21 protein-coding genes and 1 pseudogene are annotated in these 16,991 nt (G+C 38.1%); 9 read left to right on the top strand and 13 right to left on the bottom strand.

Annotation, left to right across the window (positions count from 1 at the left end; genetic code table 11):
- The first annotated feature begins 161 nt into the window (after window positions 1-161).
- The 5 genes and pseudogenes from KV40_RS20360 to KV40_RS35085 all read left to right on the top strand — a co-directional run bounded on the left by KV40_RS20360 (window position 162) and on the right by KV40_RS35085 (window position 3,685).
- Window positions 162-482, top strand: a complete 321-nt coding sequence (locus KV40_RS20360) for a hypothetical protein (RefSeq protein ID WP_036485533.1) — start codon at window positions 162-164, stop codon at window positions 480-482.
- Window positions 483-576: 94 nt separating this feature from the next.
- Window positions 577-717 carry a hypothetical protein gene (locus KV40_RS35090; RefSeq protein ID WP_156114102.1) on the top strand — a complete coding sequence of 47 codons (141 nt, stop codon included), beginning with the start codon at window positions 577-579 and terminating at the stop codon, window positions 715-717.
- Between the two features lie 39 nt (window positions 718-756).
- Window positions 757-2,601 carry a PD40 domain-containing protein gene (locus KV40_RS36285; RefSeq protein ID WP_052055796.1) on the top strand — a complete coding sequence of 615 codons (1,845 nt, stop codon included), beginning with the start codon at window positions 757-759 and terminating at the stop codon, window positions 2,599-2,601.
- A gap of 72 nt (window positions 2,602-2,673) precedes the next feature.
- A pseudogene (locus KV40_RS20345) lies at window positions 2,674-3,536 on the top strand (IS1634 family transposase).
- On the top strand, window positions 3,509-3,685 hold the full coding sequence (locus tag KV40_RS35085; RefSeq protein WP_156114101.1) for a hypothetical protein: 177 nt from the start codon (window positions 3,509-3,511) through the stop codon (window positions 3,683-3,685). Before KV40_RS20345 ends, KV40_RS35085 begins: the two are co-directional and overlap by 28 nt.
- A 122-nt stretch (window positions 3,686-3,807) precedes the next feature.
- Here the strand turns inward: KV40_RS35085 and KV40_RS20340 are convergent, their stop codons facing one another.
- The 10 genes from KV40_RS20340 to KV40_RS20295 all read right to left on the bottom strand — a co-directional run bounded on the left by KV40_RS20340 (window position 3,808) and on the right by KV40_RS20295 (window position 10,473).
- The gene (locus KV40_RS20340) at window positions 3,808-3,990 is read right to left on the bottom strand and encodes a CsbD family protein (RefSeq protein ID WP_036485531.1); all 183 of its coding nucleotides are present in this window, start codon (window positions 3,988-3,990) and stop codon (window positions 3,808-3,810) included.
- A 106-nt stretch (window positions 3,991-4,096) separates the two neighbouring features.
- Window positions 4,097-4,279, bottom strand: coding sequence for a CsbD family protein (locus KV40_RS20335; RefSeq protein ID WP_036485528.1), 183 nt, complete (start codon window positions 4,277-4,279; stop codon window positions 4,097-4,099).
- Window positions 4,280-4,499: 220 nt separating this feature from the next.
- On the bottom strand, window positions 4,500-6,518 hold the full coding sequence (locus KV40_RS20330) for an AarF/ABC1/UbiB kinase family protein (RefSeq protein ID WP_036485526.1): 2,019 nt from the start codon (window positions 6,516-6,518) through the stop codon (window positions 4,500-4,502).
- Window positions 6,519-6,652: 134 nt separating this feature from the next.
- A complete protein-coding gene (locus tag KV40_RS20325; RefSeq protein WP_036485523.1) occupies window positions 6,653-7,159 on the bottom strand; it encodes a DUF177 domain-containing protein in 507 nt (168 codons plus the stop codon).
- Window positions 7,160-7,225: 66 nt separating this feature from the next.
- The gene (locus KV40_RS20320) at window positions 7,226-7,717 is read right to left on the bottom strand and encodes a R3H domain-containing nucleic acid-binding protein (protein ID WP_036485520.1); all 492 of its coding nucleotides are present in this window, start codon (window positions 7,715-7,717) and stop codon (window positions 7,226-7,228) included.
- Window positions 7,718-7,728: 11 nt separating this feature from the next.
- A complete protein-coding gene (gene yidC / locus KV40_RS20315) occupies window positions 7,729-8,880 on the bottom strand; it encodes a membrane protein insertase YidC (protein WP_036485517.1) in 1,152 nt (383 codons plus the stop codon).
- An 83-nt stretch (window positions 8,881-8,963) separates the two neighbouring features.
- Entirely contained in the window at window positions 8,964-9,359 is a 396-nt protein-coding gene (locus tag KV40_RS20310) for a PH domain-containing protein (RefSeq protein WP_036485515.1), read from the bottom strand.
- Window positions 9,349-9,714 (bottom strand): ribonuclease P protein component, encoded by a 366-nt coding sequence (gene rnpA, locus KV40_RS20305; protein ID WP_036485513.1) that lies wholly within the window; start codon window positions 9,712-9,714, stop codon window positions 9,349-9,351. The genes KV40_RS20310 and rnpA overlap by 11 nt, the downstream gene beginning before the upstream one ends.
- A 10-nt stretch (window positions 9,715-9,724) precedes the next feature.
- Window positions 9,725-9,862: a 50S ribosomal protein L34 gene (gene rpmH / locus KV40_RS20300; protein ID WP_036485511.1), complete on the bottom strand. Its 138-nt coding sequence runs from the start codon at window positions 9,860-9,862 to the stop codon at window positions 9,725-9,727.
- A 71-nt stretch (window positions 9,863-9,933) separates the two neighbouring features.
- Entirely contained in the window at window positions 9,934-10,473 is a 540-nt protein-coding gene (locus tag KV40_RS20295) for a DUF2808 domain-containing protein (protein WP_052055795.1), read from the bottom strand.
- Between the two features lie 218 nt (window positions 10,474-10,691).
- Here KV40_RS20295 and fabD point away from each other — a divergent pair, with 218 nt between their 5' ends.
- Window positions 10,692-11,585: an ACP S-malonyltransferase gene (gene fabD, locus KV40_RS20290; protein ID WP_036485506.1), complete on the top strand. Its 894-nt coding sequence runs from the start codon at window positions 10,692-10,694 to the stop codon at window positions 11,583-11,585.
- Window positions 11,586-11,587: 2 nt separating this feature from the next.
- Here fabD and KV40_RS20285 read toward each other — a convergent pair whose 3' ends face one another.
- A complete protein-coding gene (locus KV40_RS20285; protein WP_036485504.1) occupies window positions 11,588-12,199 on the bottom strand; it encodes a hypothetical protein in 612 nt (203 codons plus the stop codon).
- Between the two features lie 494 nt (window positions 12,200-12,693).
- Here KV40_RS20285 and KV40_RS20280 point away from each other — a divergent pair, with 494 nt between their 5' ends.
- Both KV40_RS20280 and KV40_RS20275 read left to right on the top strand, forming a co-directional pair.
- A complete protein-coding gene (locus tag KV40_RS20280) occupies window positions 12,694-12,942 on the top strand; it encodes a DUF1816 domain-containing protein (RefSeq protein ID WP_036485501.1) in 249 nt (82 codons plus the stop codon).
- Between the two features lie 90 nt (window positions 12,943-13,032).
- A complete protein-coding gene (locus KV40_RS20275; protein ID WP_036485498.1) occupies window positions 13,033-13,707 on the top strand; it encodes a hypothetical protein in 675 nt (224 codons plus the stop codon).
- A gap of 125 nt (window positions 13,708-13,832) precedes the next feature.
- Here KV40_RS20275 and KV40_RS20270 read toward each other — a convergent pair whose 3' ends face one another.
- Window positions 13,833-15,026 (bottom strand): glycosyltransferase, encoded by a 1,194-nt coding sequence (locus KV40_RS20270; protein ID WP_036485496.1) that lies wholly within the window; start codon window positions 15,024-15,026, stop codon window positions 13,833-13,835.
- Between the two features lie 90 nt (window positions 15,027-15,116).
- Between KV40_RS20270 and KV40_RS20265 the strand changes: the two genes are divergently transcribed.
- Complete coding sequence (locus KV40_RS20265; RefSeq protein WP_036485494.1) at window positions 15,117-15,776, top strand: NAD(P)H-dependent oxidoreductase; 660 nt, start codon at window positions 15,117-15,119, stop codon at window positions 15,774-15,776.
- Between the two features lie 110 nt (window positions 15,777-15,886).
- Here KV40_RS20265 and egtD read toward each other — a convergent pair whose 3' ends face one another.
- Window positions 15,887-16,981, bottom strand: coding sequence for an L-histidine N(alpha)-methyltransferase (gene egtD, locus KV40_RS20260; RefSeq protein WP_036485992.1), 1,095 nt, complete (start codon window positions 16,979-16,981; stop codon window positions 15,887-15,889).
- Window positions 16,982-16,991 lie beyond the last annotated feature (10 nt).

The raw sequence follows: 16,991 nt of genomic DNA, 5'->3' as shown, positions 1-16,991 counted from the left end.
GCGTTTGTGAGCTCGCCTCCTGCTATCAGTTTGCAAGATAAAGTCTTGAGGTTTAACTTTTATTTATACTGTTGAGTTATTTAACAAAATATCTTTAGAGACAGCCAATGGTTAGCGTAAAATGCTAACCATTAATATTTAATAATTAGGAATCAAGTCTCATGCAGGAATTTCTCGATTTTCTTAAACACAAGTATGCCTATGTCGCTATTGGTCAATTTAAATCAGGGCGATTTGCCGAAGCTCAACGACTGTATGAAAAAGCTGTTTCTACTTATACACATGGTTTTCAAGGAGCATATCTACTGCAAAAGCCAGGAACCGATGAAGGAATTGCCATAATTGTTTGGGAAAAAATTGATGATATGCAAGAAAACCAAACAGAAGCATACGAAGCAATTTTAGAAGAAATGACTCCTTTGTTTACCACCAAACCCAATACTTCTTTTTATGAAGTGTGTAGCGAAATAGGATTTGACTAATAAAAGAAACAATGGTGCGATCGCCGCTTTATTTCCAAGTAATTTTGATGAAAATCTGTCGTTCTTGCAAACTAGCTAACAAAAATAATCAATTATGGTTAATACTCGTACTAATAACGCTCGAGATACATCGGAAATTATTCGTCTTGGCGGCAATGGTTTTTCTTTCAGTCCTATAATTGCTGATGATGGCAGTAAAGTAGCTTTTGGCTCTAGTGCTACAAACTTAATATAAAAAGATACTAATAATACAGAAGATATTTTTGTTTACGATTTGAGTACAGAAAAAATTACTCGTCCTTTCGATGCCAATAGTTTTTTACCTACTCAAATACTAGGAATTACGAGTAAAGCCAACGGCAGTAAGCTAGTATTTCAAGATTCTAATGGTGGTCTTAATATCTTTGACTTAAATACTAATAAAATTGTTACTGAAATAAATGGTGTTCCCAATGATACTTTTTCTGATGTTTCAATTAATGCTGACAGCAGCAAAATTGCATTTTCTGGAGGTTACGATTTAGCAGAGTTCGATATTACTCTTGGTGGAAACACTATCGTCAATGGCGTAGGAGATATTTTTGTCTTCGATCTTAATACTAATAAGTTAAACCGTGTTGATGGTAATAATGATTCTCTTTCTTCTTCAATTAGTGCTGATGGCAGCAAAGTAGCATTTGAGTCTTTTGCTACAAATTTAGTGGAGAACGATACCAACTACAACCGAGACATATTCGTTTACGATTTAGCTACAGAAGACATTATCCGCATTAGCGGTAACAACATTGGTTCTTTTTTTCCTTCAATTAATGCTGATGGTAGCAAAGTGGCATTTGTGTCAGATGCTTTTGACCCTGTAACAAATAATTTCAGCTCTAATTTATATGATTTAATAATTTATGATTTGAACGCTAATGAAATTACAACACGCATCAGAGGTGGCGGTTCTGTCTCATTTGCCGATGATGCCAATCGCATAGTATTCGCTTCTGGAGCTTCAAATTTAGTCGAAGGAGATAATAACAACAGTATAGATATTTTTGTCTACGATTTAAATACGAGAGAAATCATTCGTATAGGGGGTAATGACGATTCTTTTTTTCCTTCAATTACTGCCGATGGTAGTAAAGTAGCATTTGCCTCTAATGCTTCAAATCTGGTTGAGGGGGATAACAATGAAGCTACCGATATTTTTATTGCCGATGTAGTTTTTTCCGATGCAAACACGCAAACCTTAAATCCTATTTTCAATCTTATTTCCAGTACGCCAAAGAGCGATCGTTTAATCGGTACAAAGGAAAATGACGAAATTTTTGCTAAAGAAGGCAACGACATCATTTTTGGCAAGGCTGGAGCAGACCTTCTTTGGGGACAAGAAGGCAATGATACTATAACGGGAGGCAAAGACCGCGATGTATTTATTGTTAGTGCTGATGAAGGAATCGATACTATTACTGATTTTGGTGGGGTAGGCAAAGGATTTAATCCTTCGCAAGCAGTTATCGATCGAGTCGATACTCTTCAATTTTCTGGAGAAGGGCTAACCGCAGAGAATTTGATTTTTACTCAGCAAGAAAACAACTTAGAAATTACTTTTGAAGGCGTAGAAGATACCAAAGTCATACTGCAAGATTTTGCTATAGAAGATATAGATAATCTATCCTCTGGTATCGGCAATATTCTTTTTAACTTTGATTCAAGGGTTACAGATAACTTCGACGTATTTAACACCGAGCAAATTCGTGGTAAAGTTTTTAATCCCAATACGGTGACTTTTCTTAACGATTTAGATAACACTGTTGGAGGTTTAGAAAATTCAAATGATGTAATTAATGGTCGCGGTGGAAACGATATTTTGCTGGGTCGTTCGGGAAACGATATTTTGCGCGGCAACGATGGTGATGATTTTCTTGATGGCGATACTGGGAACGACCGACTAGATGGCGGCGCGGGAAACGATCGTTTGTTTGGAGGGAAAAGAGAAGATCGATTTGTAGTTAGAGTACAAGAAGGAACCGATACGATTTTTGATTTTCAAAACGGGTTTGATTCTCTATTATTAGTCGAGGGACTAAAGTTTGAACCGACATTCCGCAGAAATAAAAAAATAACTGAATAATTATCGGAAGAATCAAGTCTGGATATCAAATCAAGTTAAATTAAAGAAAAAGTTGATGGTATGTTAAAAATCATGACACCATCAACAGCAGAAGTAAAAGTTAAAGACCTAAATCACTGTGGAATAATCGCAGGAATAATTGATGAAATTGGGCTAGTAGAGGAAATAGACAAAATTATCGCTTCTCATGGCAACCAAAAAGTAACAACAGGGCAAGCAGTGAAAGCCATGATTATCAATGGCTTGGGCATGATTAGCTCTCCATTATATCTGTTCCCAAAATTCTTTGAGGGTAAAGCTACAGAACATTTACTGGGGGAAGGAATATTACCAGAACATCTTAATGACGATATGATGTGAAACTAATTCCACATTTTAGTCACGGCAAATCTGGTAGACCCCCTCAAAATCAACTCCCAACTCAGGTTCATTACCAAATTGATGCTAGTTTGATTCCTAATCTAAATGCTATTGCTCTAGAAGAACGAAAAGCAGGAAGATTTATTCTGGCAACTAATGTCTTGGACAAACATCAGTTGAGCAATGACCAATTGTTGATTGAGTATAAAGCACAACAATCTACTGAGCGAGGTTTTCGATTTCTCAAAGAGCCTTTGTTCTTTACCAGTAGTGTTTTTCTTAAATCCCCAAAACGGATTGCTGCTTTGGCAATRGTTATGGGCTTATCTCTTTTAGTTTATAGTCTGGGTCAACGTGCTTTACGACTAGCTTTGGCAACCGCAGGGCAAACTATTCCTAATCAGTTGGGCAAACCGACTACTTCCCCTACTCTACGTTGGGTTTTTCAATGCTTTATGTCGGTTCATCTTGTTTCCTTCGGTGGAGTCAAACAAATTAGTAATCTTACTAGTGAACGAAGTCACATTCTTCAGTTTTTTAATTCCTATTGTCGTCAATATTATCTGCTCTCTTAAACTTTTCTGCGGAATGTCGGTTTGAAGAATTAGAAATTAGTTCGAGCAATGGCGATACTCAAATTAGTTTGGCTGAAACTGGAGAACTATTAACTGTTTTGATTGGAATAGATGCTAGTAAAATCGATTCGGCAGATTTTACTTTTTAAAACAATAGCCAATAGTGCGTTCTTAAGAATTACGATTAATCGACAATAGACAAAAAAAGGCAGGATATTGCTCGCACAAGTCCTGCTAATGTCAGTATGTAATTTGTAATGAACCAGCTCAACTAATCGATAGCTCGTTTGATATCGTCTTTAGCATTCTCTACAACGTGACGAGCTTTGGCTTCTTGTTGTTTGGCTTTTCCTTCTGCTTTATCTTCAGGATTACCTGTAAGTTCGCCTATAGCTTCTTGAGCTTTACCTTCGACATTTTTAGCTGTGGCTTTGAGCCGATCTTCTATACTCATATTGTAAAAATCCTCTTATTGTAAGTAATAAGTAATGGTTTTCGAGCAACTGCATTTAGTGATTCCGATTGCTAAGGAACTCTCAGCAATAGGAGAATTAGTGTTTTCAATCAATTGCTTTTTTGATGTCATCTTTGACATTTTCAACTTGATGTTGAGCAGTTGCTTCTTTTTGTTTGGCTTTACCTTCCGCTTCATCTTGAGGATCGCCCGTAAGTTCGCCCATAGCTTCTTGAGCTTTACCTTCAATATTTTTAGCCGTAGCCTTTAGCCGCTCTTCTGTACTCATAATTTTTATTAGTAATTAAATAATTGTTTTGTAAAACTTTCAACTAACAATGTTAACGGCGCAACGAGCTAATGATTTACATCTAAAGTATTATTTTTAGTGAAAGTTGCCACTAATTATAACGCGAAAACATATTCCATCCGCCTTAAGATAGATTTTACCAAGCCAAAAAAAAGCGGGCATTACCCGCGATCGCTATATTTAGTTTTATCTAAACCGACTACCCGTTAACGGCTGCTGTTGGTGGCAACGCGGGTCTGAATTTGGGATTTCGATAGGGTTTTGACAGATTGTTGTCTTGTTCTTCATTTTCAAGAAGTAAATTTCTAATTAACCTGGCTGCCATTTTCTGAGCTAACCCTTCGGCAACTTTTTGTCCCATTGTTTGTGTTTCAGGCTTACTAATTATTTTGCTGACTAGAGAAACCAAACGACGAGGATTAAAACCTGAAGTTTGTTGTAAAATACCAATAATATTACGTAAATGAGTAATAGTATAGGAATCTCGTTCTGTTTTTACGGGTGCCTCAGTTACTTTTATACCGACTCTTTGACGCAAAGTATTAGATAAATCGGAAATGGTTCTGCGACCGAAAAGATCGATCGCGTTGACAATTTCATCGGCAATGCGATCGCGAATAAACGTACCGCGATCGCTATACAGATAATCTAAGGCTTGGTCTACTACCTTATCAAAATCATAATCTTTAGAACTAGTGGCATTGCGTAAGAGGTTTTCCAAACGATGCCAGCGAAATCCTTCTTCTTTAAATAACAAGTCTCTTAAAGAAGCCCTTAATTCTGGAGCGGGATCGGTCAACAGACGCTTGGCGACATAGGGATAGGCTTTACTCAAAACTTTAAAATCTGGTTCGATGCCAATAGCAATTCCTTCTAAAGTTACCATCGAGCGAATAATCAGCGCGTAATAAGCAGGAACTGTAAAAGGAAACTCATACATCATTGCCGACATCTGATCGGTGATGCTTTTAAAGTTTAGTTCGGCAACGCTAGCACCCAGAGCATTACCAAAGACGTTAGCCAAGGCAGGAATTATGGGTTTTAAATTAGTATCGGGGGTTAAAAAATCTAATTTGATGTAGTCTTCTGCTAGAGCTTCAAAATCGCGGTTTACTAGATGTACTACTGCCTCGATTAAACCGTAACGCTGATAGGGCTTAATTCGACTCATCATGCCAAAGTCTAAATATGCCAGTCTGCCGTCGGGCATTGCCAGCAAGTTACCAGGATGAGGATCGGCATGAAAAAATCCATGTTCGAGTAATTGTCTAAGAGAGCATTCTACGCCAATTTCAACCAAATGAGTGGCATTTATTCCCTGTGCCTGAATTGCCGCAACATCGGTTAGTTTATTCCCCGTTATCCACTCCATAGTAAGGACGCGCTTGCCCGTATAGTCCCAATAAATCTTAGGGACGTAAATTTCTTCGATATAACCGTAGAGTTCTTTGAATTTTTCGGCGTTGCGTCCTTCTTGGTTGTAGTTAGTCTCTTCAAAAATACGTTCTGCTAGTTCGTCGGTGATAGCTACTAAATTAGAACGCACTTGTTTGATATTGTTCTGAACCCAAATAGCTATTGACCGCATTATGTAAATATCCAAGGTTATGCGGCGATTTAAATCGGGACGTTGAACTTTTACTGCTACTTCTTCACCAGTTTTAAGTTTGCCTTTATACACCTGTCCCAAAGAAGCTGCGGCGATCGGTTCTGGAGAGAGTTCGGCATAAATTTCTTCTGGCTTTTTACCCAGTTCTTCTTCAATAAACTGAAAAGCCACTCTGTTGGGAAAGGAAGGTAGCTTATCTTGTAGAGTTGCCAATTCTTCCAAATAAGTCGGTGGTACTAAATCGGGTCTGGTAGATAAAGCCTGACCGATTTTGATGTACGCAGGTCCTAACCTGGTTAAAATATTTCTTAATTGAATGGCTCTTTTACGTTCTTTTGATTCCGAACTACCAGTAAACTTGTCCCACCAGATTCCAAAAGCAAAGACAGCAAAGGTAGAAATAATGGTAATCAGTCTGCCAATAACTGTAAAGGGACGACGACGATACTGTGCGGTAATGCGATCGGGATTGTAACGCCAGTCTTCATCTTCATTAGATTTGGGTTCTTCGTAGGCAACGTTAATGTCTATAGGTTCGGCAACAGGCTCGGATGGCACGGTTACGGTTTCTACATTTGATAATGATGGTTCTACTGTTTGTTGGGGCATAAATGATTAGACTGACGTTAACAACTTTCTGTAAATAATTGTAACAACAGATTGCGTTCGCTCTAGTCTATCTAAAGATTGGATAGCAAAAATTGCACTCTGACTTTTCAAAATAAGCTATAAATTTGTCATCACTATTCACTACGGGGCAACTGCTCTTTTAACGCTGCTAGAGAAGACCAACGGCTATCGACAGGGAGTTCGCTAGCGGTAGATGTTTGAGTAGTTCCCTGGCATTCTTTACCACATAGCTGACGTAAAGGAGTTGCCAGGCACAACTGTTCGTAAAGCCAACTTTCGGGGTCAAAATAGCCGTTGGGAGGTAAGGTTTCGGACAGATCTTCTGTAGATACTTCTCTTTCTGCTGGCAAGTCTTCTATTTCTCCAGCCAATTCCAGCCAGATTATTTCTGAGTTATCGATCGCCAAACGATAATTGTAACTTTGCAGGCAGCGATCGCAAGTCAGGGTAACTATGGTTTCGACTTTAGCGACAACTTCTAAAAAGTTACCTCCATGCCTGACAACTAAGTTGCCTTTTACGGGAGTCAGAGTCGAAAATTCGGCAATGCGATCTTCGATTGCAATCTCTAATTTGCGTCCCGATGCTTTTAGCAGATTGGGAATATATATTGCTTGCATCTAGTTCACCTATAACTGCGGTGGTTATTCAAACACGCTCTTTTAAAGATATTTATGGTTCGGAATTTATTGCTGCAATCGTACCACCAATCTACGATTTGGCTCTTGACCGCGACTTTCGGTAGCTAAATCTTCAGCGTCTTGCAATAAAGTATGAATCTGCTTTCGTTCTGCTGAAGATAAATTAGGGATTTCTATCTCTTTTCCCGTTTGGCGAACCTGTTCTGCTGTCGATTCGCTCAAACTTAATAATTCATCATAGCGTCTGGTACGATAGCCATCTAATTCGATGGTCAGTGACTTTTGCGCTGCTGAATCTAACTTTAAGTTGACTAAAGTATTGGCTAAATACTGAATAGCGTCTAAATTTTCACCTTTGTCGCCTATTAACTGCTCTTGCTGTTGGGGAGTAAGATTGGCTGGTTCGATATTCAACCAATCAGAGTCGCGATCGCTTTCTATTTTGGCAAATCCTTCCTTAGTTACCGTAGCGGTTATACCCATTAGGGATAACAGGGTTTGTAACCACTGCTGGCTTTGTTCTACTTGACTTTCCACTGTGCTACTTCCTAACCCGAGGTTTTCTCTTTTTTCTTGGAGCGTTTGCGCTCGAATGGCAGAGCTTCTCTATCTGATTCGGCTTTTTCCTGTTCTTCGAGGATTTTTTGCAGATTTTCTGGTAGGGGTTCCCGCATTAAAAACCAAGTTTGACCCATCTGAAAGAAGTTAGCCACCACGATATACATCAAAACTCCAGCAGGTAGAGGAAAAAACAAAAACATACCGCTAAACAACAGAGGAGTAATTTTATTTACCGTTTGCTGCTGGTCTGCTCCCTGCCCTGCCGACTGCGAACCGCTTAGTTGCTGGTTGATATAAATACCAATTCCGAACAACAGTACCATCGACAAAATATCAAAGTTGATATTGCCATTTTCGTCGGTTACGCCAACTCTGCCCAAGGCTTTGATAAACAAAAATCCCGTATTAGCTGCAATACCTGGAACAGTTACCCTTACGGTTGCATCCCCTGGTTCTAGAGCGGTAATCGTACCGTCTTTATTGACTTTTAGCCTTTCGCTACCTTTAGTTATTTCTATATCTGGTTCATTAATTTGCGCTTCTGGATCTTCGGCTACTAAAGTTTTAAACGATCTACCTTCGGCAGTTTGTAATTCTACTTTAGTTGTTTCGCCTACAGCCAGCTTATTTCCGCCTGGTAATAATGCTGCTATTTTGTAGTGAACGCCGTCATTTATGTAAATATTTTTAGCTTTAGTTTCAAAAGCTTCGGGTTCGATGCGTTCGATCTGTTCCTGGGGGAAAATTTGTACGTTGATATCGTAGGGAGTGTTGGTAAAAGGCGATCCTCTAAGGGTAGCAAACAGAGCAAATAAGATTGGCATTTGCAATAACAAAGGCGCACAACCAGCTAGAGGATTGCCAAACTCCTGCATCAATTTTGACATTTCTTCTTGCTGTTTGGCGGTATCGTTTTTATACCTTTGTTTGATTTGTTCTTGTCGCTCCTTCATTAAAGGTTGGACAATTTTCATTTTTCGCATGTTGCGAATTTGCCCCGCACTTAAAGGAAAAACGGCAAAGCGAATTACCAAAGTTAAAGCGATAATTGCAAAACCGTAGCTAGGCACAATCCCGTAAAAAAAGTCCAGGATTGGCAGCATAACGTTGTTTGAGAGAAAGCCAATACCAAAATCCATGTTTATAATCCGTCCAACCTTTATGCGGTAGTTTTATCTCAATATAGTTTAGTCGATCGCCTCTGCGGAAAACCGATCTCTGTCTAGTTTGCTTGTATTGCTTCAACCGATCTACCTGTTTTTTCAGCCACTCGTTGAGAAATATAGTCGCATATATCTCTAAATTGAGGGACTGCTCGCATTTCTAAGCGACTCTTATCTTTAAGAGTAATTACGATATCACCCCATAAGCCGATGCCTCTGGGAACATTAACTATCTTAACTATTTCCGAATAGATAATATCGGTACGTTCCCTACCCATCCAGCCACCGATTACAGAAATACGGCGATCGGTAATTCGATAGCGCAACCACAAGGCTCTAACAATCGCACCGACTGTAAGAGGAATACAAATTACTGTAAATGCCAATAAAATATTAAATATCAGGTCTCCCACATGAGGACCACCTTCGTAATATACTTCTTCTTTAATGCCCATTGATTATTTTGGTTTTAATTAGTAACTCGTTTAATTCTCTCAAAAAATGTTCGTATTTGCACTTAACTGCTGAGGGTTTGACGACAATTACTACTTTCCAATTAGGTGCGATCGCTGGCAGTAATTCTCTAATTGCACCTTTAATTTGTCTTTTGATGCGATTGCGAACTACGGCTTTTTTACTAACTTTTTTGCCTATAGAAATACCTATTTTGGTAGGTTCCGATGCAGAGTTATTTTTTGCCGTAGATAAGGCTCTTAAAATTAAATTAGGACTGTAACGGCGGATTTCTCCTTCGTAAACAGCCCGAAAATCTCGCCAGTTTGTCAGTCGGTGGACTTTAGGTAATCCCACATTAACCAATCTATACTGCTAAACGATGCCTTCCTTTTTGGCGACGTGCCTTGATTACTTTGCTACCGTTTTTGGTTCGCATCCGAGCGCGAAAACCAGATGTTCTTTTTTGTTTGCGGTTGGTACCGCCTAAAGTGCGTTTGGTCACTCGATTATGCCCTCCTTAAAAATAGATAGCTTTATGTACAAAAAATCACCAATCTCTAATTATATCACAAATTAAGGATCGATGCTAATGACCCAGGCTCCTAACTGTTCGCGAATGGGCAAATCCGTTGCAGGTAAAACTTGAGCGAAGAAGTAGTAAGTTCCTACTTCGGGATTTCTGACATTAGAAAAAACAATTTCGACTTTGCGGCTTTCTTTTAGAGGTTCTTCTAAGTCAATTTCAATAATCTGGCTTTCCTGGTCCCAAATTACTTCTCGTAAAGGCAAAGATTCTTCTTCCCCATCTTTTTGAACTCTAACTTCAATGCGATCGGTGTCGAATTTACCATCAAAATAGTCGGGATAAGAAATAAAAAACTTAGAGGCACCGCCAATCAATTTCTTACCAGGAATTCGCAAACGATAGCGATCGCGAGCGTCTGCTTTACCGCCAAAATCTAAATAATAATTGAGAACATCTACATCTTCTTTGCCAAAAATAACCAAACCAGAACCGCCTTGAGCATTGGCGATCGCGCCCAATCCACCTAAAGTACAGGTAGCTACGGCTAATGATGTCAAACAAGTTTTAAAAGATAATTTACTAACCATAGTTTTACGCAAATATTTTTAGTTATTAATTAATGATTTATTTTCTGACTGTAGCAAAGTTATCGTTTTATTGGACGCAGACGAATCTAAAAAGTGCCATTAATTAAATTGTCAATAAATCGATTGAGTTGGGGAAACAACTTTTTGAGTTCGACTTTCGCCGACCTGCTTATGAGATAATTTCTGGATTAGTGAATGACAGTAAATCGGATAGGATAATGACCAAAACAGCATGGGTATTCCCAGGACAAGGCTCGCAAACTTTAAACATGGGTGTAGATCTACAGGATCTGCCTGGCGCGAAGCAGAAGTTTGAAGCAGCAGCAAAAATATTAGGCTGGTCTATCCTCGATATTTGTCAACAAGATGAAGCAACTTTATCTCGCACACTTTACACTCAACCATGCCTTTACGTTATCGAATCGATCTTGGCTGACATCTTAAGCGAAAAAATTGGTTTACCTCAATTATTAGCAGGACACAGCCTAGGTGAATATGTCGCTCTCTACACCGCAGGAGTATTTGATTTTGAGTCGGGATTAAAAATAGTTAAAAAAAGAGCAGAACTGATGGATAGTGCGGCAGGCGGAAAAATGATGGCACTAATGAAGTTCGGTCGTTCTGAGTTAGAACAGGCATTGAAGGCAAGCGAAAATGTAGTTTTGGCTAACGATAATAGTGAGGGACAGGTAGTTATTTCAGGTACGCCAGAAGCTGTAGATAAAGTCTCGTCCCAGGTAAAAGCCAAACGCGCTCTAGAGTTAGATGTATCTGGGGCCTTTCATTCTCCACTAATGCAGAATGCTTCGCAACAGTTTGAGTCGGTATTGGATACCGTTACTTTTAGCAATGCTAAAATTCCCGTTTTGTCTAACGTCGAGCCTGTCGCTACTACCGATAAAACTAAGTTAAAACAACGCTTGGTGCAGCAAATGACGGGTTCGGTGCGCTGGCGCGAAATTATGCTTCAGCTAGCTCAATCTAATATCGAACGAGTATTTGAAGTCGGACCTGGTAAAGTGTTGACGGGTTTGATTAAAAGAACCTGTAAGAATATTGAGTTAAATAATGTGGGAACGGCAGAACAATTACAGCAAGTTACTGCTGCTTAAAGCTATCTTTTTCGACTCCATAAAGCTATACCTCCGCCTCGACCTCTAGCAGCGATAAAATTTTCACGAATTAGAAAATAAACAAAAAAAGGACTTTGGGCGATCGCCTGAGTAGCAAATTCTTTTTCCTTGGTGCGACCATTGCGGATATAGCCGTGATAGAGTTTAATTTTGTTTAGTTTTACTGTTATAGTCGTAAATTCAAATTGAAGAATGTTTTTGGGGGGTACAAACTTAATTGGTCCCGATAGGGATAGTTCGATAAAACCCAGCTTGACTCGGTTTTTTACTCTACCTAAGTTGGGAAGTTGACTGTCAAGACTCTCGCTCGAACTTTTTTCCTGTTTCTCTTGAGTATGATAGATAAGTTCGATATCGAGAAACTTAGGAACATAGCGTCCCGCACCTAAAACAACGCCTGCTTTTTCTCTGGTTTTTTTAGTCCCTGTTATTAAGCGCAATTGCCAGTTTCCCAATAATTCTTCAAAAGAGTGTTGGGGTTTTTGTTTTCTGTTGGCTTTTTCTACGGCAACTAACCGCTCGACTACTTGAGATGCAGGAGGTAGTTCGCTGCGAGAGAGAAATAAATTAGCTGCCTTTTCTATGATTTCCATAAATAAATATATATAAGGTTTTTAAGGCTCTATTGAATTTTTGCTAGTAGCAATATCTGTACCGAGTTTGGTTTCACCAGTTCTAATAAAAATGTTAAGATATGTATAGTTTTATTAAAAATTAGTTATTTTTAATGTTAGTCAAGAAACAAAAGGCTGCTAGCTAGTATTTAACTATCGGAACTACTACGGTTTGCTGCAAAGCTTTCACAGTTAGGCAGTATGGTTTTAAATATCTAACTACCAAAGACTAAAATGAAATATTTTTCAGTCATACATATAATAATTTAAACCAGCAAGCAAGATTAATTATTTTTATTAGTTATTGGCTGTATATCTAAACTACTAAAAGTTTTTTAATATGTCTCTTAGCCTTATATTTATAAACACATTTTTATTTTAATAACCTTAAAGCGCGAGTCAAAAAAATTAAAAATATTTTCTAATTTTTTCAAACCTCAAAAACAATAATTGGCAAAAAACTGTAAATATTTATGTATCTAATTACTGAATTGTTAGGATGGCTGGGCTTTAAAAAAACGTCAAAAGCTTACTGGCTAAAGATCGATACTACCGTACCAAAATGCACCTACTACTTTGGACCTTTTGATAGTCTCTGGGAAGCTAGATTAATGCAGCCTGGTTATATTGAAGATTTGACAGAAGAACAGGCGCAAGGTATAAAAGTCAAGCTATTAAAGCGGATGCAACCAGCAGAATTGACTATTTACGATGAAGAATAAATTCTTAAATGAGATTAATTTTAAAAAACTTACTTTAGGTTAATAAACGCTGCCGAACTCAAAAAATTGGCAGCGGTAATTATATTTTAGATGAATCGGCTAATTAATATTATTTTGGTTGCGCGAGGTGCAGAATATCAAGCTGTATGTAGAGGCTTAAAACAAGCTAAATGTAACCAGCAAAAAGTAGTTGCCATTCCTATAGGAATTAATAATATCAAGCGATATTTAGAAGCGATACCATTTGGTCAACCTCAACCCCAATCCGCTCTTTTAATGGGTTTATGTGGCAGCTTGACTTGGCAATATCGTGTAGGAGATAAAGTTTTATACCAAAGCTGTAATTATCACGATCGCACTCTAGTTACGGATGAGTCGTTAACTCATGCTATTTGGCAAAAGTTATCCAAATCCGTTGCTTTAGCTAATTCTGTCACTAGCGATCGCCCTATTTGTCTGGCTAGTGAAAAGTTGCGTTTGGGTAATATCTATCCAAACAGCGTCGTCGATATGGAAGGATTTGCTTATTTACAGGCGCTGCAAAAAAGAGGTGTAGCGGTAGCAATGTTAAGAACCGTTAGTGACGATCTTACAGGAGACATTCCCAATCTCGCTCGGGCGATCGACGATAAGGGAAATTTAAAAACTTTCGATCTGGCGATCGCTATGTTGCAACAGCCAATAGCAGCCACCAGATTAATTAAAGGTTCTTTAATTGGCTTAAAAGCCTTACAACAAATTACTGCTGAGTTGTTTAGTAGTTAAAAGCAATTCTCGGTCACGTGAAGTATATTTAAGTCTTGTTGAATACTAGGCACTTAAAGCTGGAGCGGTTTGTTGCTTCAAGTTATAATTTGTATCTCACTCATTTAAGAATTGCTATATACTTGCTACTTGCTATTTGCTACTTTCTTAGAATAAGTTCTTCCTTTCCAACTACCACCTTTCCCTTGCCAGTGTTTTATCGCCGAATCAATAGTCATTAAAGTATATAAAAAAGTGATCGCGGGTAAGCATAAAGCCCAAAAAAACGATATTTGGTATAGCTTAACTGTAGGTAAATAAGCCACAGTCATTAATAACCAAGTAAGCAATCCTACTATAGCAAACGAGTAATTGTGAATTGCTAATCCCAAAATTATACTTATTGGCGGAACTAAATAAACCAGGAGCATTCCTAAAACAGTCCCAATTAATAATAAAGCCGAATAGTTTAACTGAGTAAACGCCGTACGAGCAATAGTATCCCAAATAGTTTTTAAATCTTCATAAGCTCTCAAACTAGTGGTGGTTTCAGTTAACCCCAACCAAATTTTATTTTTTTTATCGCTATTGAATTTAATTGCTTTAGCCAAAGCACAGTCGTCAATTAAAGCTTGAGCGATCGCTTCAATACCACCAATATTTTCTAAAGCTTGGCGACGAATTAAAATACAGCCACCTGCCGCCGCCGCAATAGAACTATTGGGATTATTAACTAAAGAAAACGGATACAGTTTTTGAAAGAAAAATACAAAAGCAGGAATTAATAATTTTTCCCAGAAACTTTTACACCTAAGCAATACCATTAAAGAAACTAAGTCTAAATGTTCGGTTTCGGCTTTGGTAACTAACTGAGTTAGATTATGGCGATCGTGTTTGATATCGGCATCGGTTAATAAAAAATAATCTGGTGCTGGAGTTTGCTCGTTAGCAAAGTCAATTCCTTGTTTTACCGCCCATAATTTGCCTTTCCAATTATTAGGTAACGGTTTCCCCGAAATAATATTTATTTTTTCAGTTTGTTGTAAAGCGCTTGCTGTTTTTTTGGCGACTTTTGTTGTATCGTCTGTACTCTGGTCATCCACTAAAGCAATAGAAAAACTACCAACGTAATCTTGATTTAAAAGAGAAGGCAGACTAATTGGCAAAACATCTGCCTCATTTCGTGCTGGAATTATCGCCCAAATAGCAGGATAAGATTCTAACTTTGTATTATCTAAATTAATTCGTCGATCTGCTAGCCAGAATTTTCCCCAAAAAAGTATTAAAAATAACCAAATGATTAGCGATAAACAAGCGATTATAGTCGAGAACGTGTTCATATAGACGAGAAAAATATACGAGCGAGTAGTTTACTTTTTAGGATCGTCTTTGTAAGGTATATATGTCTTAAAGGAAAAAATATTGCCAAGATGACTGATACTCCCCTCACACCGCAGCAAGTAGTCGAACAGCTTTATTGGCGTTATGCTACCAAAAAGTTCGATCCCAGTAAAAAAATTTCTGAATCTGAATGGAAAACCTTGGAGCAAAGTTTGGTTTTGTCTCCTTCTTCCTTTGGTTTGCAGCCTTGGAAATTTTTTGTAGTTCGCAACCCAGAAATACGCCAACAGTTATTAGAGCATTCCTGGGGACAAAAACAGGTTGTAGATGCCTCTCATCTGGTTGTTTTTGCGATCGAGCAAGATGTAGACAAGTCAGATGTAGATCGTTTTGTCAAGCGGATGTCAGAAGTGCAAGAAGTACCAGTAGAAAATTTGCAGGGATTTGGCGATATGGTGAAGGGATTTCTAAGCGATCCTCCTTATCCTTTAGAAATAGATAAATGGTCAACCAGACAAGTTTATATTGCTTTGGGATTTTTCATGTTTACTGCGGCAGTATTAGAAATTGATACCTGTCCGATGGAAGGATTCGTACCTGCTAAGTATAATGAAGTTCTAGGACTAACAGAAATGGGATATAGTGCTGTGGTACTCTGCTGTGCGGGATATCGAGCAAGCGATGATAAAAGTGCTGCCAGACCTAAAGTTCGCTATTCTACAGAAGAAGTAGTAACTTATATCGATTGATGGCGTAACTTTTTTTGTGTTATAGCAATCCTAAATGATTCATGAGAAAATTTTTTTGCCTTTTACCTTTTTCTAATTGTTTAGTTCACAAATGAAATAGGATTGCTATATTAAATTTTTTGACAGAGTATTAATCCAAACCACTGTTGTGAATCGGTGTAGTTTTGAACTACGCTTAAACCTTTTTGTTGCAGATAAGCCGACATTTGTTTAAGATCGAACTTACGAGAAATTTCAGTAAGAATTTTTTCTTCTTTAGTAACGTTTATTGTTAAATTTAAGGCAGTTAAGTTTACCGAGTGAGTTTTTTTACAAATTAAATACATTTCTATTTGACTGTCTTTAGTATTGTAAATAGCTCGATGCTCGAATAAATTTGGCTCGAAATTTCCTGCAAAGCGAGAATTTAAATGCTGCAACATATTGAGGTTAAAAGCAGCAGTAATACCTCGCTCGTCGTTATAGGCTGCTGTCAAAATTTCTGGTGATTTTTGTAAATCTATTCCTAATAAAAAATAATCCCCAATATTTAGAGCATTTTTAATTTGTTCGATAAAGCGATCGCACCGTTGGCGATTAAAGTTACCAATACTACTGCCTAAAAAAACAATTATTTTGTTACCAGAATAAGAGCCTGATAACTGTTCTAATGCTTGTTGATAGGTAGCGACTTTACCGCTTATTTTTAGATTAGGATAGTCTGTCAATAACCGAGCGGCACTTTCTTGTAAAATGCTACCGCTAACGTCAATAGGAACGTATAGTAAAGAGGAATATAAACTGGAGCAACGCTCAAAGCAGGCTGGCGAATTCACTTCGCCAGTAATCTTTGAGTAAGCATTGAGTAATAGACGGGTTTTGGTCGAACTGCCGCTACCTAATTCGATTAACTCGTTAACTCTAGTAATTCGAGCAATTTCAGCGGCATATTTTTCTAAGATCGCTGCTTCGGTACGAGTCGGATAGTATTCTCGAAGCTGACAGATTTCTTCAAATAATTGCGAACCTTTGCTGTCATAAAAGTAACGTGAGGGAATAGTTTTAGGAGAGCTAGTAAATCCTGCAACTACCTCTTTAACATCATCGCGATCGAGTGCTTGAGAATCTAATAAACGCTCGATATGTAAACGATCGTCGATTGAGTTGCGATTGCGAAGCGGATGCTCTTCGAGCTTATCGCCTGTTGGTTCCTGAAAAGCTGACATTAGCAAATAG

It is taken from the genome of Myxosarcina sp. GI1 (assembly GCF_000756305.1).
Lineage (GTDB): Bacteria > Cyanobacteriota > Cyanobacteriia > Cyanobacteriales > Xenococcaceae > Myxosarcina.
The sequence above is the reverse complement of the archived record's forward strand: the minus strand, read 5'-3'. Positions and strand labels throughout refer to the sequence as shown.